Origin of the sequence: Marinicrinis sediminis, assembly GCF_042685085.1 — a bacterium.
Taxonomy (GTDB): Bacteria; Bacillota; Bacilli; order Paenibacillales; family KCTC-33676; genus Marinicrinis; species Marinicrinis sediminis.
On the sequence record NZ_JBHUMM010000017.1, the window covers coordinates 1 to 20,031 of the forward strand.

The window sequence follows — 20,031 nt, forward strand, 5'->3', positions numbered from 1 at the left end:
TTATTTTCTTTGATGAATGCGCGAAGCTGCTCTTTCGTCCATAATCCCATGTGTAGATCCCAACCTTTCTCCTACCTCTATTTTAATAGATTTAGGAGTTTACACAATCTAGTTTACAGACTCCAAAAACACCTTCAAGGCGAGTCCCTGATCTTCCGACATGGGGTTCGTTTCTTGAAGGTGTTTACATGTTAATCCGGTTCTAGTATGTTCCCTGATCTTCCTGATCGTCATTCAATTGATTGACGATTTTGACAGAAGCACTGCTGCCCAATCTCGTTGCACCCGCCTCAATCATCGCCTGTGCGGTCTCAAAATTTCGAATACCGCCAGAGGCTTTTACTCCCATTTCAGGCCCTACGGTTTCACGCATGAGCTTTACATCCTCTACCGTTGCCCCATGCTTGTTGAACCCTGTAGATGTTTTCACAAAATCTACTTGCGCCTTTTTCGCAATTTCACAAACCTTGATTTTCTCTTCATTGGTCAATAAGCATGTTTCCAAAATGATCTTAAATACAATTTTTCCTCTGCACAGATTGGCTGCAGCCGTGATTTCTTCTTCCACTACATCATAGTTTCCATCCTTCACCGCACCGATATTAATGACCATATCGACTTCACCTGCACCATTTTCAATCGCATCTTCGATTTCAAACAATTTCGTTTTTGTCGTAGTTGCTCCCAGTGGAAAGCCAATAGCAGCACCTACCAGCACGTCTGTACCTGCCAGTTGTTCTTTTGCGAATGGTACATAATAAGGGTTAATCGCAACTGAAGTAAACCCGTACGTCTTTGCTTCCTCGCATATTTTGATAATATCTGCTTTTCTTGTGTCTGCTGGCAATGCCGTGTGATCGAAATATTTAGCCAAGTTGTTCATGTGTGTGGTCTCCTTTATAAATGAGATAGTTTGTCATTCACTTCAACTAAAGCCTGATAGGCTTCTTCAAATATAGGCATCATTTTTTGGTATATCTGATGATGTTGATCAACCGGTCTTTGTATGGTTTCTATCTCTATAAATTGATGAATGGCATCGAAATTGTCCAGCGCCCCTACGCCAACTCCAGCGATCACAGCTGCACCCATTGAAGTGGCTTCCATCAAATTTTTGGGCTTTACAATTTCAATATTATATATATCGGCCATAATCTGACGCCAGGCATTTCCTTGTGCAGCGCCCCCAATGACGGTCATTTGCTGGATGTCGAGATACTGTCTAAACACCCCCAGAATGACATTCAGGTTCAAGGTGACGCCCTCCAGGACAGACCGATACACATCTTGTCGAGTATGCTCCATCCTAAGTCCGATAAAGGCCCCTTTCGCATCCGGGTTCCACCTTGGACTCCTCTCGCCCATCAAGTAAGGCAGATACAGGATGCCTCTTGCTCCTGTCGGTGATTGCTCAATCTGCCGATTCACGAGTTCGTATTTATCTATGCCGCTTCTCAATGCTTCATTCGTTTCAAACTTGCACATTTCATTTACCAGCCATTGATAGGAACCGCCCGCACTCTGCATCGTTCCACAAGGAGATATTTTGCCTTTGATACTGTGTGCCCAATTGAACGTTCGCATTTCTGAATCCAATATCGGTTTAGATGACGTCAATCCAATCCAGGAGGAAGAACCGATATAGTTGTAGGTGATCCCATCCGCCACAGAGCCTGCCCCGACTGCCGCACAAATCCCGTCACCTGCACCGCAAACGACTGAAGTCCGTGCAGAAAGTCCTGTTTCTCTAGCCGCTTCTGAGGTGACCGTTCCCACTACATATGTAGATTCCTTTAACTCGGGGAGCTTTGACTCGTCAATCCCCGCCGCCTTTAAGATTTCTTCCGACCATTGAAAGGTATGGAGATCAAATGCATTCGTTCCCGACGCGTCCGAGTAATCAGTGACCATTTCCCCTGTTAGCTTAAAGACGATGTAGTCCTTCGCATTCAGCATCTTGTACGTATTCTGATATACGTCTGGTTCATGCTCTTTTAACCACATCAGCTTCTCAATACTGTATGAGGAACTGATTCGGTGTCCTGTGATCGTGTAAAAGGAAGATTCATCCATTGAATGGCGAATGGCCTGCTCCTGATGCTCTGCTCTCTGATCCGCCCAGATGATGGCGTCTCGCAGAGGCGTTCCGTTTACGTCAACACATACACACCCCATCATTTGTCCGCTAAATGAGATGCCGATTACGTGATTCGGATCTATACCTTGCAGTAATTGTTGCGTCGAGATGCAAACCGCTCTCCACCAGTGCTCCGGATTTTGTTCGGCCCAATTCCGATTAAAATATCGGGTCGGATAATCCTCGACACAGCTTTTGACCAGTTCCCCATCTGTCGTATACAAGGTCGCTTTATTTCCTGAAGTGCCTATATCGTGAGCGATTAAATAAGTGAACATAGGAACTCACTCCATTATTCATTGATTGTTTGACCTCTTGGCAATATCAAGTAATGTCATGTTGTTATGTTGTCATGACATATATATCAAAAAAATTAACGCTGAATTTCAAGTGTAAACTGGTTCCGGTCTCCTCTATATCTTGCAATGGAGTATTCAATAGGTTGATTCGAAGCATTGTAGCCAATGGTTTTCGTCAACTGTATCGCGCTTCCTTTCAAGATATCCAGCCATTTGCTTTCGTATGATCCAGCTGTAATCGCCTCAATGGTGCGCACGACTCTTTGTACTTTCGTTTCATCCTGCTTCTCCAGAATCTCATATAAGGAATGCTCATTCATGTCATACGTGAAAAGATGCGCACACCATTCATAAGGCAAATAGGTTTCCACGATGACAATCGGTTCCTGTGAGGCAAATCGAAGGCGAACCAGCTTGATGGCTTCGCTGTGAACCGGCATTTGCAGCGCTTCGGCGACTGCTTCATCCATCAAAACTTTCTCGAATTCCAGTACCTTGGTGCTCGGAATCAAGCCTTTTCTCTCGATCTGCTCATTAAAGGCCTCCAGCTTCTTCATGAAATCCTGATCAATTTTCATTTTCGCGACAAAGGTTCCCTTGCCTTTGACACGATATAAGTACCCTTCACTCACAAGTTCCATAATCGCTTGACGTATCGTCGTTCGGCTAATCTGGAATACTTCTCCTAACTCCTGTTCCGTCGGAATCATATCATCCGGCTCGAGATGACCTTTTTTAATATTTTGTAAAATGATTTGTTTGAGCTGATAGTACAAAGGAATGACTGTATGTTTATCTATCGTTTCCTGTTGAAAGGTCATTTTCATCATAGACACCTTACTTTAGTTTTTTCTCATTATAGCATAACCATTTCTGTGCAAGAAACAAAACGATAAGCCTGAGCCATTACAAGCATGCGGTTCAATTCGTGCGATTTAACTGATTCTCACTTTGCCTCCTCCCCTTGTCATTATGTTATAATCTCATGACATATTGATACCTGTTATTGTAGCAGATTTTCGATCCATTTCAAGCAATTATTTTCTTGAACGTGGTTTCGCTTCATTTCATATTGCGGGTCTCAGGTCATGTGGGGGTCTCAGACCTCACCTGCTATCAACTGAACCTATCCGTCCACGTCCAGCTCATTATAAATAACGGGCGTCTTACAGTCCCATCGTTTCCAAAGCGCTGGATCGGTGGCAAGTTCTGTCATGAAGTGTCCCACGTTTATTCTGCTTGTCTTGCCAGGATTGAATAATGGATTTCTGACGGGAGAACTCGTTAGCTCATAGGCACTGACTTGATCCTCATTGATTAACGTGTCAGGTCTAACCACAACCCATTGGACATATTCACTTTCTTCTCCCACACGTTCAACCAAATAGTCCGCCGCCATGACGTTGTCGCGGTGCGGAGGCAACAGATAGGTCAATGCAGACAAGACCATTCTCTGACCAAGGGAAGGTAACTCTCCGATGGCGCGATTCGTATAGCCCGTCGTACTCATCAGGATCAGCTTTATGTGCTGCTCGGATCGGATTGCCGTTTCGCACACTTTTTGAATGGCGTCTGAAACCAACTTGCGAGGCTTACCGAACATCCCCTTGAACGTAGGGGTATGACCCAGACAAGAGATGACAACCGTGCAATCTTGCAGTAAGCTCTTCAGTTCAGATGTGTCCAGCTCGCTCATATTTCCCTTCACGATCTCCAGGTGTTCATGCTTCTCCAAGCTAGGATCTAAAACCGCTGTTTCTCGGATCAGGATTCGAGTTGGAATGCTTCGGTTTATCAATTCCCTCACCACGTGCTGTCCGGTCGCCCCGCTTGCTCCTAACACGACAACTTTCATGTGCTATTCACCCTTTCTGTATTCACTCACTATCGAGGTTAAAGTCTGTTTTCTCCATAAATAAAGCCAAATGAAAACAGGAAAAAATATGCTATGATATATACATATGTAATTCGTGAACCATAGAGCATTATCCTGTCTGTGAGATATGAAATGGAGTGGCCTGAATGGAAGAAAACGTATTTGAACAGTTGGCCAAAAGATATGATACCGAAGATCGAATGGCATTGGCACAAGTGATTGTAGAGGAAGTAAGGCGAGAATTGGTAAATAGCCCATCCAAATCAGTCATAGACTATGGCAGTGGTACGGGGCTGGTGAGTCTGGCAGTATCAGACTTAGTGGGTTCTGTGTTGCTGGTTGATTCATCCAAGGAAATGTTGGAGGTGGCCAAAGCCAAGATTACTCACAGAGGAATTTCGAATGCCCAAGTGCTGTACGCAGACTTTACGCAAGAAATTCCTGCGTTGAAGGCAGACATGATCATCATGTCATTGGTGCTTCTTCATATCCCAGATACGAAAAAGATCTTGCAAACGCTATTCCACATTTTACATGATGATGGCCAGCTCATCATTGTTGATTTTGACAAGAACGAGAACATCCACCACCCGAGGGTTCATAACGGTTTTTCACATGAAGCGTTGCAGCAAGCTTTATCTGAGGTTGGATTCAAATCAACTGCGATTCAAACATTCTATCATGGCAGCCGCATTTTTATGAATCAAGATGCCTCCATGTTTATTGCCAGTAGTATCAAGGCGTAACCCTCAGAAGGTATTATGCTCTATCAATTGAAAGTATTTAGAGGGGAGAGGCGGCCATTATGTCACAAATAAGTTATGAAAATGATACAACAATAGAAGCAGAAGAACTTTCGAAGCTCTTTAAAGCATCCGGTATAAAAAGGCCATCTGATGACTTGGACAGGTTAAAACGCATGATAGAAAACGCTGATATTCTGATAACAGCTTGGGATCGTAACAAACTCGTTGGTGTAGCTAGAGCCATTACGGATTACAGTTATTGTTGTTATCTATCTGATTTAGCTATAAATCAGGAGTATCAGAAGAAGGGGATCGGCAGAGAGCTTATTCGATTGGTCCAACAACATATAGGTGAAGAAGTTGTCTTATTACTGTTATCATCACCTACTGCAATGGAGTATTATCCCAAGATTGGTTTCGAAGCAATCGAAAATGGGTTCATCATTCCTAGAAAGAAGTAGGGTCTATTGCTCTGGATGATTCTGAACGGCTTGGTCATGGGTGTAACTATTCATATAGGGCAACCTGTGCATCCCTAGAAAAGTATTCACAATCTAATTTAAGTTGTAATTAAGCTTAAGGAGTTGATTCATATGCCCGAACCTAAGAAAGTGACCTTAGATGATCATACACAAAAAGCACTGTGGGATCTGCTTCACGATCGAAATGAAGTGGTAGCTGATATTTTCGGATCAGAAGTAAGACTGACCTTACTTCCTACTGATAATGAGGAGTTAGACGACATCACCTCCGAAATTGAATATGATCCTGAGTTGAAACAAATGCTGCTCGAATCCGATCAAGATATTAAGGCAGGCAGACTGTATTCAACGGATGAAGCCATTCAATATATTAGGGAGTATCATTCGAAATCACTTCACAGAACTAGAGATGGTCGAATTCCAAGTTCAATTACTTGAAGATATTCGAAACCGTCTCTCTTACATATCTCCACTAGCAGGGTATCGGGAACATTTTAAAGGGCCATGGGCCAATACCCGTGGCATTCTTGTTAGTGGGTTCAAAGTTATTATGTGTGCAACGAATCAGAGAACGCAATGATTGTAAAAGGCATTAAAGCCCCCCGAATGAAGTTGTAGCATCACATCTCGTCCCCAAATCTTCTTCTCAGTCACTCTAATCTCTTATAAATCAGGGAAGCCACACACTCCACATGTGTCGAGACTGTGAAAGGAATATATTTAACACCATTTTTATATGGTATAATTGTCCTATATTTTGGATTGTTTTGTAAATACAACAGAATGCGAGGGCAAATGAAATGACATTCTTTTATAGAGATGACTGGCGTGAAGAGACTCAATTAAGATTGCAAAAGAGCAACATATATCTTACCTTAAAACAAAAAGCAGAAAACGACCCCTCTGGTCAACAAGTCCTTGCATTGATTGATGATGCTTCAGATTATGCGTATCAAAGGACAAAAATAATTATCCGATATATGGAGGAATTTACTCTTCATGATGGAGATCATTTATTCCGAGTATTAAAGTTAATGGAGCAAATCATTCCTTTAAATACCTTAGAAAAACTTTCTGTTCCCGAATTAATGCTTCTTATTTTGACAGCTTTCTTTCATGATATCGGAATGGCAGCATCCGAAAAAGATATTCGAGCATGGCTTGAACTATGGGATGGTGATGTGCCTTCTGAATGGGAGTTACATGAGTATGAAAAATTCAAACGATTTGCAGACGCTAGGCCAGATAAACAAACTGAAATACAGAAATTAAATGATATTGGAATGTATAGCAAAGCCAATACTCTTAAAAAATATCTAATATCTGAATACATACGAATTACTCATGCAGACAGAGCTAGACATATAATAGCTGGAGTATGGAATGGAAAGATAAAGTACAAAGATATTGACTTAACCAATGAGTTTGCTCAATTGTGTTTCAGTCATAATGAAGAAGTATTCTCACTACTGGAATTAGACATGTCCCTTCTATGCGGACAAGATGTTATTGTTTGCCTTCCTTTTATTGGTGTAGTTTTACGTCTATCAGATATACTGGATTTTGATGCTAAAAGAACACCTACCGTGTTATTTTCACATCTTGGTGTGAAAAACTCGGTTTCTTTACAGGAATGGATGAAGCATAGATCGGTTGATGCATGGAGTATTTCGCCAAGTAACATACTTTTTCAAGCTAGGTGTGAACATCCAGCAATTGAAGCGACCATACAGCGATTTTGTGATCTTATTGATAAAGAACTAATTGAATGTAATTCTGTGCTCTCTAATTTAAGTGGTCAGTCTCTAAATAATGGCTCAGATTATTACTACATTAAATTAGCGCCAAAAGTCGATCGATCAAAAATAGGTGCAAAGAAAGATCTTTATGGAAAACCAGTTTACCAGTATAAAGACACTCAATTTACATTAAGCAAGACTCAGGTAATTGAACTTCTTATGGGAACTAAGTTATATGGAAATCCAGAAGTTGCATTAAGGGAACTATTGCAAAATTCAATCGATGCTTGCTTAGTAAGGCAAGCTTTAGAAAAATCATGGGGAAATCAATTTAACCCAGAGATCATCATTGAGTTTAAAACGGAAAATAACGAAAACATATTAACCGTGATTGATAACGGCATTGGTATGGATCAATACATCATTGATAATTATTACTCAAAAGTTGGATCTTCTTTTTACAAATCTGCGGATTTTTATGATTTAAAGTCACAAGCCAGTATGACTTTCACACCAACTTCTAGATTCGGAATCGGGGTATTATCTTGTTTCATGGTATCTGATACATTAAAAGTTGACACAAGACGCCTATATGACCTTCACGATTCCAGTGAACCAATACAAGTTGTTGTAGAAGGGCACGAAAGTATTTTTTGGATTCAGACAGGAGAAAGAAAACAACCTGGAACTACAACCGAAGTTGTCTTACATCAAAATAACCCTTGGAAACATATGAGTGAACAAAAGTTCTTTGAATTTGTATCCCAGACAATTCCCAATCCTCCTTTTTCAATTGTAATAAAATATAAAAACAAAAGTAAACAACACACATCTGATTCTTTTTTAAACACAAACTCACAATTTTATAAAGACTTTAATTGGAATAGCTATAATTATGTAAATAAATTTGAGTTAGATATATGTGACACTGAGTTTGGTATGGATGGAAAGGTCATTATTGGTCTTTTGGAAAAAAATAAAATGCCCGTAGATAGAATCGAAGTATCGTCAAAAGAAGTCAGTATTTCAGGCATAATGGAATCATTCACTTTAAGCACGTCTATAACTGTAAATACTAACTCGATATCAAAGTCCACCGATTCTATAGAAATTGACGACCAAGAAAATGTCAATACAAGTTCAGGATCAAGCAAAATAATAGAATCAAAATCATTACTTTCTTTACACGGCATTGAAATTCCTATGGATTTGTTTCCCTCATCTTGGAGTAGTAGAAACCAATTAACACGTTTAGATTGGCCATTTCCAGCTTATCTCGTTGTTGATATCAATGGTAATCGTGATATTGATTTGAATTCAGCACGAACTGAAGTTACATATAATGAAAAATGGGTTGAGTTTGCAGAAGATCTTTCATTTGTAGTCTGTCGGGAACTATCTAAAAAAGTATCCGTGAAATATTGGGAAAGGTTAAAGGAAATTTGGAATGTTCATTGTAAAGATGAAAAGTTTTCAATAGGACTGAAAAGAGTAACCTAAACACAAACACACTTTCCTGCCTCCTTGGTGACTTAGATGATTAAACTTGCCATCCCCTCCCATCAGAGTTAACATACACACACTCATATAACGGGAAGGGGACTAAAAATGGCAGACTGGCCTGACTGGTTTAAAGAAGCATTGATTCAGCGGGTTGACGAATTAGTAGTCATTTCAGAAAAGCAACAAGATGTTCATATTGCCAAAATGAAGGCGTTTGGTCATACTGAACAATTAAAAGAGCAGCTTTGGATATCAGCGTTCACGAAAATTTTAGAGTGGGATGAAGGATGAAGCTAATACCTATCGGGATTCTTTGGAAAAAGAGTGGTTGTATTTCGAAGGGATTAAAAATGGAATGCGATTGATGAGTTCAGTTATGTGTCGTTTAGATAAAAGCGATTGTTAAACTATGACTACTAAGAGTCTGCAAAGTTTTGGCTGAGCGTACTGAATGATTTGAAGAACCGAGGCGTACAGGATATTCTGATCACTTGTGTGGATAATCTAACTGGATTCTCAGAAGCCATCACCGCCTGCTATCCAAAGACAGAGATCCAAAAGTGCATCATCCACCAGATTCGCAATTCCACCCGTTATGTTTCCTACAAGGATTTGAAAAAGGTCACAGCGGATCTGAAGCCCATTTATATAGCCGCGACAGAAGAAATGGCTTTGATGGAACTGGATCGGTTTGAAGAAACCTGGGGAAGCAAGTATCCCCTCATCATTCGCTCCTGGCGCAACAACTGGGAGGAGATTGCCACCTTCTTCAAGTATTCACCCGACATCCGAAAGCTGATCTACACCACCAATATCATCGAAAGCTATCATCGCCAATTACGGAAGGTGACCAAGGGAAAGAGCATCTTACAGACAGATGACGCTCTTCTAAAGATGCTTTATCTCATCACCATGAATGTCACACGAAAATGGACAGGCCGTGTACAGAACTGGGGACAAATCCTTCTCCAGCTATCCGTTTTCTATCCAGAGCGTATGGGTCAGCATTTACCCTGAATCATCAGGTCAATCTCCCCTAAGGGATCTTCCTTATAAATGAGTTTACACAAAATTATTGACAGACCCCGTTTAATCGCCACCCACCCTCTTCTACACAAAAAAGCCTCAGAGCATTCTCTCTGAGACAAATCTTTTTTTTTGCTATATAATCTCGCCTAACCAAACATCTCCGACTCTAACATTATAAACAGTATCCTCACCGATACTTAATTTTACAGTCTCGCACTTATATGCTTTGTTTTTTATTGCTTCAATATCCTTGTCAGTCCTAAACCCCAAACCAATATCCTCTTGTAGGTCAGAAAGCCAATAATCATCTGAATCTATGGCAAGTTCCCATTTAAATTCTTGAAGACCAAGTTTTCTCCCATACAGATGTGAGGGGAATGCTTTATTATCGTTGCTTTTATCGAATGTGTTATCGTAATAATTTAAGCACTCTCGAAAAGCGACAACAATTTGTGAATTAATAAAGTTCGGATTATAGAGCCAAATTTTCAGATAAAATGGTTTATTTAATCTTTTCATCTGCTGAGACCAAGATTGATAAACTTCTATCATTGCCTCAAGTATTAAACGAGAATACCACATCGGAGGATTGCGTCTAGTTAACCTGTAAAATGGGTCAATCCATAACTTTACATAGTCTCTATTGTTACGAGATAACTGTTCAATGTCCAAATTAATATGACGTAATTTCCATTGTTCAATTTGCTTAATTCTACGCTTCCAACCACGTATTTTCTTTTTATTTGAAAACGGATTTGCCATAATTTCTTCTTGCCCTCCACTATTCAGGAGCATTACTCCATTTATACAGCACTTTCTCAGCAGCATATTTGATAAGTGATATTTCCTTATCTATTATTTCATCATTAAGATTAGGTATGAAATTAGCATCGTTAGGTGCTTCTTTTGAATGAACCAACGAACATCTTATTGTATAAATCCGTGTTGCTACTGACTCAACAATATCTGTAGCTTTCAAAGGAAAAAGTGCAGGATATTTCTCTGAAGGTACTGTATAGTGCCTTCCCCTATCCGTAATTTCTTCAAGCCATGATATAACTTCTGAAGCAGTCATTGAGTTATTAGTTATATACTTTATTATTAAGAGTTCGTTTGGCTTAGGAAACCTTGCTTCCTTTATCGCTCTTGTAAAGAAGAACTCAAGAACCTGATAATAAGCCAAATATTTATGTCTCGGTATCTTAGTATAGTTAGCAAAATTGAAATATCTTAATGGGGTTTCCTCTAATTCAATACCACTTAAACATAGTTGTGTTCTAGTAGCATGCCCTCTTAATTTACTAGCACTTTCAAATCTTGACCTTTTAAAACCTAAGTCTAGATTAATATTACATTCAAATAATATATGTTCAATAAATTTATAGAATTGCTCTGTATTTTCAAACAGTTTATCATTCCATATCTGGAGGGTAATATCTTTCTCATTGTTTCTCGCATGTTCGATAGCACCATAATCGTCCTCTACAATATACTGGTCATAAAAAGTATGCCAAAAAAGGTCACTCATCTGACCAATATGTCCTATCACTTCACCATTCTTTTCTAATGTTATTCCGCCTGTTTGTACATAATCATAGCCTTTAATTAACTTTTTCTTGGTTGATTCATCAGCAAATTCAATCAACACTTCATAATAATTACCGCAATAAGCAGTTGAACTGTCATATCTAAAATAGCAATAAAACATTGCAGGAGTCATATATTTCATGACTTCATCGAAGAAGTATCTATCCTCTGAAACAGTGGTGCTTGAAGCCGCTTGTTTTACTATTTCAACTTGTTTAGCCAAAGAGTCTTCAAACTCAGCGTTCATTGCGATTCCATAATAATTTCTAAAAAAATTAATGTAATCTTCCGTATCCCACGTTTTTATCCATTCCTTTAGTCGCTCATCTTCAATATTTCTGTGTCCGTATAAACCACCACCCATGCATATCACTCCTAACTCATTAACATTACCATAATTACCCATAAAAACAAAGAACCCTTCCGCCATGTTGGAAGAGTTCTGACACCGTCACATCTTGTTTAATCTTTCCTCACGAGTAGTGAACAACACTCCACATGACTCGTATGCGGGAACATGTCCACTGGCTGCACTTGCTTCACTTCAAATCCTCCGTCTTCCAGAACGCGCAGATCCCTGGCCAGTGTGGCGGAATCACAGGACACATAGACAATGCGCTTTGGCTTCATCTCGATCATCGTCTGTAGCAGTGCAGGGTCGCAGCCCTTGCGCGGAGGATCGACGACCATGACGTCGGCGACAATCCCCTGCTCTTTCCAGGCAGGAATGACTTCTTCTGCTGGGCCGACTTCGAACGAAACATTCGTCATGCCGTTCAGCTCTGCATTCTTTCTGGCATCCTCGATGGCTTCCGGTACGATCTCCACGCCGTATACCTGCTTCGCCTTCTGGGCAAGGAATAGAGAGATCGTCCCGATGCCGCAGTAGGCATCAATGACCGTTTCTTCGCCCGTCAATTGGGCGTATTCAAGCGCCTTGCCGTACAGCACCTCTGTCTGAACAGGGTTCACCTGGTAGAAGGAACGGGCGGAAATGGCAAATTTCACATCCCCGATCGTATCGAAAATGACCTCATTGCCCCATAGCAGACGGGTTTCTGTACCCATGATGACATTGGTGCGCCGCGTGTTAATATTGTGGCAAATGCTCTTCACCTGCGGCACTTGTTCACGAATGCGCCGTACCCATTCCGCCTGATGCGGAAGCTCGCTTCCGTTCGTCACGAGCACGACCATCACTTCCTTCGTCTCATAGGCCGTACGTACCATCACATGCCGAAGCAATCCCTGATGGGCCTCCTCATCATAGGTGGAAATGCCAAGTTCCTGCGCCGTATGCTTCACGATACGTATCACATCATCATTCGACGGATGCTGGATGAGACAGCGATCCATGTCTACGATGCGATGACTGCTCTTGGCGTAAAATCCGGCCACGACCTTGCCTTCCTCTATGCCCATTGGCACGGCCGCCTTGTTCCGGTAATGCCAGGGTTCTTGCATACCGATCACTGGCAACACCTTTACGTGCAGCTTGCCGATCTTCTCCATGTTGTCTGCTACCAGCTTGTGTTTCATCGCCAGTTGACCTTCATCACTCAGATGCTGAAGCTGGCAACCGCCGCAGCGATCGTAGATATCGCATGGAGGCGCCACCCGATTCGGGCTGTCTGTCAACCGTTTCATCAGTCTGGCATAGCCGTATTTCTTCTTCAGCTTCATCACCTTCACGAACACTTGCTCTCCGGGCAAAGCCTGCTGAACAAAAAGGGTAAAGCCCTTGACGTGCCCTACCCCTTGACCATCATGGGTCAAGCCCACGATTTCCATTTCATATTGTTCGTTTTTCACAACGGGAAGATCCAGCACAGCTGGCTGCTTCACCCGTTGCTTCTGTCTTCTTTTTGCATTCATGGCATTCCCGATCCTTTATACCTGTGTGTATTCTATCCAAAAATCGTCCCTAGTTGAGTTCAGTGCGGCTTGTTTCCTTCATCTTCTTCGTAATCGGTGCTCTCCGCCAATTCTTCATCCAAAGCGGTCAATTTCGGCAAATCCCGTTCTGAAACCTTCTGGCGCTTCATATTGTAGCTGCATTGTCCGCTCTCATCGACATAGACCTGCAAATGCGAAGGCAGCACACTGAACGTACACGGCAGCGTTCCACCGAATTCGCCGTCCAGATTAAGCTGCGTATAGCCCTGAGCTTCGATCTCGATATGCTTCGTCCGGTAGTAGATCATATGCGAATCACTCAAATGCTCACCGCGCAGGGCAAGCGTAGCAATCCGGATAAAATCGGCCAAATTGCACTTTTTCAGGAGGAGTACATCGAAATACCCGTCATCCAGTCTGGCCTCCGGGGCAAGCTTCTCAAATCCGCCTACCGAATTGCTGTTGGAAATGAGAAATAGCATAAACTCATCGTGCAGCATCATTTCCTCGCTACGAATGACCAGCTCAATCGGCTTCAGCCGTGGCAGCTTCTCCAGCCCCTTCATATAATAGGCGAGCTGGCCCAGCATCGTCTTCAGCTTGCTCGGCACCTCATAGGTCAGCTCGGTCATCGAGCCGCCGCCTGCAATATTTATGAAGTAACGCTCATTCACCTTGCCCACATCAATCGGTCTGCTGTGCTGACGAATGATAATATCTACCGCCGCTTCCCATTGCTTTGGAATCCCGATGGCTCTGGCAAAGTCATTCGTCGTGCCCAGCGGCAGCACACCCAGATGAGGGCGATGCGCACGCTCGGACAGCCCGCTGATTACTTCATTCAGTGTCCCGTCTCCGCCTGCTGCAATGACAATATCGAAGCCTCGCTCAATCGCCTGAGCCGCTGCAAGCGTGGCGTCTCCTTCTCCAATTGTGGCATGGCAGGACGTTTCAATACCGCCGCGCTCCAATCGATCCAGAATCTCAGGGAGCCTTTTCCTCATTTCTTCCCGTCCAGAGGTTGGATTATAGATTAACCTTGCACGTTTTACCATTGTTTATGCTCCTGTTCCATAGGTTTCCCTCATTATATTCTCGGACAATTGTATCTCGTCATCGCCCTGTATATACATAGCTTACCCGCCAGTCGTTGTCCTGACGCCTGCAACCGAGATCGGCATGAAGGAAACACGCTCTCTCCTTCAGGACGATCACCCAGAAAAAAGCTCGTGTAATTTATCCTCCACTCGCTTCTCCAGCCACGTCTTGACCAGCGGATGCGGAAGCAGCGCATGACCGTTATAGCGGTAGTCATAGGCTTTCATCCGGTCGGGAATCACCTTGTTCGTAAAATAGCCCGCGCTCAAAAAGAGTGGGGCGACAATCACCGAATGCTCCGGCTTATGCTTGCGCCACCACTTCATTTTTCTGTCTGTTTGATCTGGCAGCAGCATCGCGACATCGGTCTCATCAAATCCACCTCTCGCCTTCAACTGGGCGGCCAGACTTTCCAGCATTCTGCGCCAAGTGAGGTGAAAGCCCTTTTCGATACTGCCATGGGCCAGAATCAGCACAATCTCCTGCTCTGGCTGCGCGGATAATGCTTTTATTTTATCATACATCATCTCTACAACGAGCGGATCATCGTCCATCGGTTCACAGAAATGGACGCGAGAGGAAAGACGAAACCGTTCCAAATCCGTCTCCAGCACGGGTTCTTCCTTCACCCCGAGCGCCCAGCTGATCTCATCAATATGCGTACTGCCAGAGGCGACAAACAGAGGTACCGTAATCAAATCGGTGACCCCTTGCGCTTCCAGTCGATCAATCCCGTCCTGAATCAGCTTGCCTTCTACCAATTCCAAAAAGGAGCATTCCACCGGCACGTTCCTGGAAAGCTCCATCTGATCGACTGCATTTTCTACTAGATGTACCCATTGCTTGTCTCTCGAGCCATGACTGATTATCAGGACACCTGGCTTCCTGTTCTCCACTGATGCTTCCATAGATGAGCCCTCCCTATGTGAAAAGTTGTTCCTCGGGAAAGCCTGTTCACCGTATGCCCGGGCGGCGATTAGCGGCCCAGACGCTCCAGCGCCATCTTGTATCCGTCGTTGCCATAATTCAGGCAGCGCTTCACACGGCTGATCGTCGCGGTGCTGGCTCCCGTCTCGGCTTCAATCTGATTATACGTATTACCCTTCCGCAGCATGCGTGCAACCTCCAGCCGCTGGGCGAGGGACTGTATCTCATTGACCGTGCACAGATCATCGAAGAAAACATAGCAATCCTCGAGATCCTTCAGTGTCAAAATAGACTCAAATAATTGATCAATCGATTTATCGTTCAACTTCTTTAACTGCATGTATATCAACCCCTGCACTCTCAAACTTCAATTGCTATATCTCATATCATACTTTATTTCACTAAAAGCTTCAAACGTTAAAATGGTCACGCTTTAGAGACTGAAAGTTATTCCCCTGCCATTTAGGCGCCCATCTCCAAAAAAACGGGCTTTCGTCCATACCATCGGGATACGTATCACATACAGTGAAGCAAGTAGATGAAGACCTATCTATTTTATCATGACAAAAAGGATTGTGAAAAGATGAGCCAAATGCAAAGAAACCCACATCGATTGGACGCTTTTCAATCCGCCAAAACGCGCTCCAGCTCTATCGTGCCAGGTGGCTCTTCCCAGTTGCCCCTTCCTACCGGAGGTGGCTTCCAGGGGATCGGTGGATCATCCGGCAGCTTCAATCCCTTCGGAGGGACGGGAGCAGATTTTAGCGGAGGCGGTCTTGGCGGAAGTGTTGGCGGGAGCACAGGCGGCAGTGGCGGAAGCGGCGGCGGTATACTCAGCACCCTGCTCGGAGGCGGCTCAGGAGCAACAGGATCTGGCTCAGGCAGCTTCAGCCTGAATGACATTAAAGGCATCGTCGATCGTCTCGGCGGCGTTGAGGGCATCATGGGCACGATGACCAAAATGAATAAAATGATGCAGACGGTGAACCAGATGAGCCCGATGCTGAAGGTGCTGCTTGGTTCCTTTTTAAAAAAATCTTCCGCAAGCGACAGCGAGGACGAATTTGATGAAGATGACTACTCAGCCAAGCGGCGGCGCCGCAAACGAAAGAGAAAAGGAAAGGGCACCAGGAAGCAGACCCGAAAAGGCCGCAGCAGCTCACGCACAACGCGAAAAAAGGGGAGCACCCCCTACAAGCCAGCCAAGCGTAAACGCGGAACACAGAGCAAATGAGGATGCCCTCCCCATTGTCAAAAAAAATCATCCTTCTTTCGTACGTACAGCGAATCCGGTACGTACAGAGAAGGATGATTGGCATGCTCAGTTTATGACGACATTGGAAGCCATCGGTACGATCTGAATCCAGGTCTTCCCCGGAATCCACGGCACTTCCACCCCGTTTTCATACGCGCGAATCATGCCGCCCCGGTTCTCCCATGTGATCTCCTTCATCTGGCCCTGTTGCAGCATATAGCCCTCTCCCGGACCCATGACATCTACTTCCCGGCGTCCAACCTGATCCGTGATACGGTGAGGGGCTCGAACGATAAGCAGATTATGCGCCTTTAGCCTGGTGCCGGTTTCCCGATCCACATGGGGCTTCCCCGCCATGATGCGCTCATAGACCTCCAGCTCTTCATTGTATGTATAGCCGACCTCATAGCCTGCGATATAGTCCATGTTCACTCTAGTGGCCGGACTGCCCTGGGAGGTGTCCTGCGCATCGCGATAGGTCGCTGCCACCTGTTCCCACTCTTTCCTGAAGCCTCTATCCTCGGCCCCTTCCAAAATCTGCTCCGTCTTCGTATATAAATTGTGCGGAGCCCTGCGATCTTGGCTTCTCCAATAGTACGGGTGATCCCCATATACTGCATCGAGGTGATTGACACCCCGCTTGACCATCTCATTCATCGCTTCCTGGCTCCAGCCAGCATGCACGATCACACTGTCCAGACTGTCCGCGAGTTCCACGAAATAAGGGCGGATACTGCGTACAGGTCCGATGATTTCCGCTTCTTCACTCTGATACGTCGCAATGAAACGGGTGATTTCACCTTCTGCCAGCACTTCATATACCAGATCAGCCTGATGCAGACCCGATTGCGGTCTTGCAGCCGGCGAATTCTCAACCATGATCGAGATCGGTCTTGTCGTCAGCTCCTCGTCCAGACCCTTGCCCGTCAATGGCGCCGTGTACGGATACACCAGCTCCGGTTCCTCTACGGGCTCCTGCTGCACGTCGTTTTCTTCTGTCACTTCCATTTGATTCTGATTCGGTGTTTCTTGTGCTGCGGAATCAGGCTCTCCCTTGCCGCACGCACTCACCAGAAGACTCAGTACGAGCATCACACTTCCTGTTCTTTTCATCCATTGCTGCTTCCGCTGCATACGCCATCCCCCTTCTCGTTTTCTATATGTATACGCCATGACCTGTCCATTTCGCTCATCGATCCACACGATGGATCAGAATCAGCTATGTCCATTAAACCATACCTCAGCCTCCTTGTCCCTAGGAAAACGCTCTCAATTTCACACAACTGTCACCTCTACAAACGTCTATGTGATGTTTTTCACAATGAGAGATTCATTACCGTGCTACTATAAACATATACCAAGCAGGAAGCACAACATGAATCAAAGCTTGGAAGTACATCTCAAGAAGGAGTGAGTGTCATGATGAAATTTCTGAGAGAGAATGTCTATGCGGCGGGTGCACTCCTGCTCTTCCGCTTGTATCTGGGCTGGGAATGGATGACAGCAGGCTGGGGTAAAATTACGGACGGCTTCAATGCAGAAGGCTACTTGATGGGCGCAGTCGGCAAAGCACAAGGGGATCACCCCGCTGTACAGAGCTGGTGGGCAGATTTTCTGGAAGGCTTCGCGATTCCCAATGTTGAATTATTCAATTTCCTTGTACCGTGGGGAGAATTCCTGGTCGGTATAGCGTTGCTGGCAGGCATCTTCACCACCTTCGCTGCCCTGATGGGGGTCGTCATGAACTTCGCCTTTATGTTCTCGGGTACGACCAGCACCAACCCGCAAATGCTTCTGCTGACCCTGTTCGTACTCGTAGCAGGCGCAAATGCCGGCAAATTCGGACTGGATACTTACGTACTTCCCTATATCCGTCAGCGTCTCGGCCTGAAAAACAAATAATAGACTGATTCACTCCCCGATGACAAACCGGACGCCTGTCCACCGTTTGATTCGGGGAGTTTTTTGTACGCATAAAAGTTGAAAAATGTTGAAGACTTCGCTATGATAGAAAAGAGTGAACAGACGGAAAAGAGTGAACAGCGTAATAAAATAAACAGGTGAACACAGTGCCCAGCGTTTACCTCAAGAATGTATTGAAAAGCGTTATAAATCCTAGACCGAACAAAACGGGGTGAGTTCCATTAAGAAAGTAACCCTGCAAATGATTGCAGACAAGCTCGGCGTTTCCAAAGCACTCGTATCCAAGGCACTATCCCATGATCCAGCGGTCAACGACGGCACCCGGGAAACCATATGGAAGACGGCGGAGGAGCTCGGCTATCGCCTCAAGCCACAGCGCAAAAAAATCGCAGCCCACAAAACGGGCAATATTGTCGTCATCGTTCCTCGCGCCTATTTCGATGAATCGGAATACTGGGGCAAAATTATGCGCGGTATCGACAAGGAGCTCATGCAGCACCGCTACAGCATGATTGTCTCCAGTGTAGACATCGACAGGCCGGCCAGCGAAGGACTTCCCCTCAGCATCCAAGAGTCCAAGGCGGATGGCGCGATCGTAATGGGTCATTTGCCAGCCGCCTATATGCAGGCGTTGCGCGCTCGGCACATCCCCTATGTGATGGTCGATGCCAATGTCGTCGATCCCGCTGTAGATCACGTGTTAGCCAACAATTTCATCGGGGGATACCAGGTAGGCCAGCAGCTTCTGCATGCAGGTCACCGCAGACTGGCTTTTGTGGGCGACGCCCATTCATCATGGAGCTTTAGGGAGCGTTTTCGCGGCTTTAGCGAAGCGGTCCAGGAATTCAATCGGGAGACGCTGCATTCGGGATCTGCTTCCCTCTTCCAAATCGAAGGGATGGGGACCTGCAGTACCGGCATGTATACAGAGCCCACATTCGCAGACGCGCTGAAGCACCATCTAACCCGACCAGATCCTGTCACCGCCCTTTTCTTCGCCAACGATTTCATCATTTTTGAAGCGCTGCGCCATTTCACCGACTGGGGGATTCGTTATCCGCAAGACGTCTCCCTAATCGGATTCGACAATCATACGCTAACCCAGTTGATGAAACCCGCCATTTCGACCGTATCTGTACCCAAAACCTCTCTCGGGCAGCGGGCAGCTGAAATGATCGTACATCGTATCGAACAACCTGAACGCACACCAGAGCATGTATTGCTCTCTTCACAACTGGTCGACAGGGAATCGGTTCTCCCTGGCCCAGCCTCAGACTGATCTATCACCCCCTACCACCCTCTATCACACGACTTGCCTGCATCACTCTTCTGGTTCTGTCCTTGATTCGGATAACTGAAGAGTGATGTGCATGACCACCTCCGATTTGTACCACGTTATCCTCTTGCAGGTATCACCTATCACCATATTGCTGAAACCCAGTATTGTTTTGTTCAATTTTGTTTAATTAAAGTTTATGGAAAAGTTTATGAAACTTACTGACATCTTCCTCCTTTCTATGCTACACTCTATCCA

The 20,031-nt window shown here is 44.5% G+C and carries 19 protein-coding genes and 1 pseudogene; 9 read left to right on the forward strand and 11 right to left on the reverse strand.

The annotated features are described in order from the left end of the window. Positions 1–202: 202 nt before the first annotated feature. The 4 genes from deoC to ACFSUC_RS09595 all read right to left on the reverse strand — a co-directional run bounded on the left by deoC (position 203) and on the right by ACFSUC_RS09595 (position 4,291). Complete coding sequence (gene deoC, locus ACFSUC_RS09580; protein WP_379929334.1) at positions 203–883, reverse strand: deoxyribose-phosphate aldolase; 681 nt, start codon at positions 881–883, stop codon at positions 203–205. Positions 884–897: 14 nt separating this feature from the next. Further along, positions 898–2,415 carry a xylulokinase gene (gene xylB, locus ACFSUC_RS09585; RefSeq protein ID WP_379929335.1) on the reverse strand — a complete coding sequence of 506 codons (1,518 nt, stop codon included), beginning with the start codon at positions 2,413–2,415 and terminating at the stop codon, positions 898–900. A gap of 95 nt (positions 2,416–2,510) precedes the next feature. Beyond that, a complete protein-coding gene (locus ACFSUC_RS09590; protein ID WP_379929336.1) occupies positions 2,511–3,257 on the reverse strand; it encodes a GntR family transcriptional regulator in 747 nt (248 codons plus the stop codon). Positions 3,258–3,562: 305 nt separating this feature from the next. Continuing rightward, positions 3,563–4,291, reverse strand: coding sequence for an NAD(P)-binding oxidoreductase (locus ACFSUC_RS09595; RefSeq protein ID WP_379929337.1), 729 nt, complete (start codon positions 4,289–4,291; stop codon positions 3,563–3,565). A gap of 167 nt (positions 4,292–4,458) precedes the next feature. Here ACFSUC_RS09595 and ACFSUC_RS09600 point away from each other — a divergent pair, with 167 nt between their 5' ends. The 6 genes and pseudogenes from ACFSUC_RS09600 to ACFSUC_RS09625 all read left to right on the forward strand — a co-directional run. Beyond that, entirely contained in the window at positions 4,459–5,058 is a 600-nt protein-coding gene (locus ACFSUC_RS09600; protein WP_379929338.1) for a class I SAM-dependent methyltransferase, read from the forward strand. A gap of 59 nt (positions 5,059–5,117) precedes the next feature. Then, a complete protein-coding gene (locus ACFSUC_RS09605; protein ID WP_379929339.1) occupies positions 5,118–5,519 on the forward strand; it encodes a GNAT family N-acetyltransferase in 402 nt (133 codons plus the stop codon). A 132-nt stretch (positions 5,520–5,651) separates the two neighbouring features. Next, complete coding sequence (locus ACFSUC_RS09610) at positions 5,652–5,978, forward strand: hypothetical protein (RefSeq protein ID WP_379929340.1); 327 nt, start codon at positions 5,652–5,654, stop codon at positions 5,976–5,978. Positions 5,979–6,340: 362 nt separating this feature from the next. Next, complete coding sequence (locus ACFSUC_RS09615) at positions 6,341–8,779, forward strand: HD domain-containing protein (RefSeq protein WP_379929341.1); 2,439 nt, start codon at positions 6,341–6,343, stop codon at positions 8,777–8,779. Positions 8,780–8,887: 108 nt separating this feature from the next. Next, positions 8,888–9,073, forward strand: a complete 186-nt coding sequence (locus ACFSUC_RS09620; RefSeq protein ID WP_379929342.1) for a hypothetical protein — start codon at positions 8,888–8,890, stop codon at positions 9,071–9,073. 129 nt (positions 9,074–9,202) lie between these two features. Beyond that, positions 9,203–9,799 (forward strand): annotated as a pseudogene (locus ACFSUC_RS09625) (IS256 family transposase); the annotation flags it as partial. Positions 9,800–9,943: 144 nt separating this feature from the next. Here the strand turns inward: ACFSUC_RS09625 and ACFSUC_RS09630 are convergent. The 6 genes from ACFSUC_RS09630 to ACFSUC_RS09655 form a co-directional block, all read right to left on the reverse strand. Beyond that, positions 9,944–10,573 (reverse strand): hypothetical protein, encoded by a 630-nt coding sequence (locus tag ACFSUC_RS09630; RefSeq protein WP_379929343.1) that lies wholly within the window; start codon positions 10,571–10,573, stop codon positions 9,944–9,946. Between the two features lie 19 nt (positions 10,574–10,592). Beyond that, positions 10,593–11,762 carry a hypothetical protein gene (locus tag ACFSUC_RS09635; RefSeq protein WP_379929344.1) on the reverse strand — a complete coding sequence of 390 codons (1,170 nt, stop codon included), beginning with the start codon at positions 11,760–11,762 and terminating at the stop codon, positions 10,593–10,595. 98 nt (positions 11,763–11,860) lie between these two features. Continuing rightward, positions 11,861–13,273, reverse strand: coding sequence for a 23S rRNA (uracil(1939)-C(5))-methyltransferase RlmD (gene rlmD / locus ACFSUC_RS09640; protein ID WP_379929345.1), 1,413 nt, complete (start codon positions 13,271–13,273; stop codon positions 11,861–11,863). A 59-nt stretch (positions 13,274–13,332) separates the two neighbouring features. Beyond that, positions 13,333–14,349 carry a diacylglycerol kinase gene (locus tag ACFSUC_RS09645; RefSeq protein WP_379929346.1) on the reverse strand — a complete coding sequence of 339 codons (1,017 nt, stop codon included), beginning with the start codon at positions 14,347–14,349 and terminating at the stop codon, positions 13,333–13,335. A 156-nt stretch (positions 14,350–14,505) separates the two neighbouring features. Then, positions 14,506–15,300: a sirohydrochlorin chelatase gene (locus ACFSUC_RS09650; protein WP_379929347.1), complete on the reverse strand. Its 795-nt coding sequence runs from the start codon at positions 15,298–15,300 to the stop codon at positions 14,506–14,508. Between the two features lie 68 nt (positions 15,301–15,368). Then, complete coding sequence (locus ACFSUC_RS09655) at positions 15,369–15,659, reverse strand: YerC/YecD family TrpR-related protein (RefSeq protein ID WP_379929348.1); 291 nt, start codon at positions 15,657–15,659, stop codon at positions 15,369–15,371. 243 nt (positions 15,660–15,902) lie between these two features. On the opposite strand from ACFSUC_RS09655, the gene ACFSUC_RS09660 reads away from it, so the two are divergent. Next, positions 15,903–16,553, forward strand: coding sequence for a hypothetical protein (locus ACFSUC_RS09660; RefSeq protein WP_379929349.1), 651 nt, complete (start codon positions 15,903–15,905; stop codon positions 16,551–16,553). 87 nt (positions 16,554–16,640) lie between these two features. Here ACFSUC_RS09660 and ACFSUC_RS09665 read toward each other — a convergent pair whose 3' ends face one another. After that, positions 16,641–17,708 carry a DUF3048 domain-containing protein gene (locus ACFSUC_RS09665; protein ID WP_379929350.1) on the reverse strand — a complete coding sequence of 356 codons (1,068 nt, stop codon included), beginning with the start codon at positions 17,706–17,708 and terminating at the stop codon, positions 16,641–16,643. A gap of 285 nt (positions 17,709–17,993) precedes the next feature. On the opposite strand from ACFSUC_RS09665, the gene ACFSUC_RS09670 reads away from it, so the two are divergent. After that, positions 17,994–18,476 (forward strand): DoxX family protein, encoded by a 483-nt coding sequence (locus ACFSUC_RS09670; RefSeq protein ID WP_379929351.1) that lies wholly within the window; start codon positions 17,994–17,996, stop codon positions 18,474–18,476. A 232-nt stretch (positions 18,477–18,708) separates the two neighbouring features. Then, complete coding sequence (locus tag ACFSUC_RS09675; protein ID WP_379929352.1) at positions 18,709–19,776, forward strand: LacI family DNA-binding transcriptional regulator; 1,068 nt, start codon at positions 18,709–18,711, stop codon at positions 19,774–19,776. The last annotated feature ends 255 nt before the right edge of the window (positions 19,777–20,031 follow it).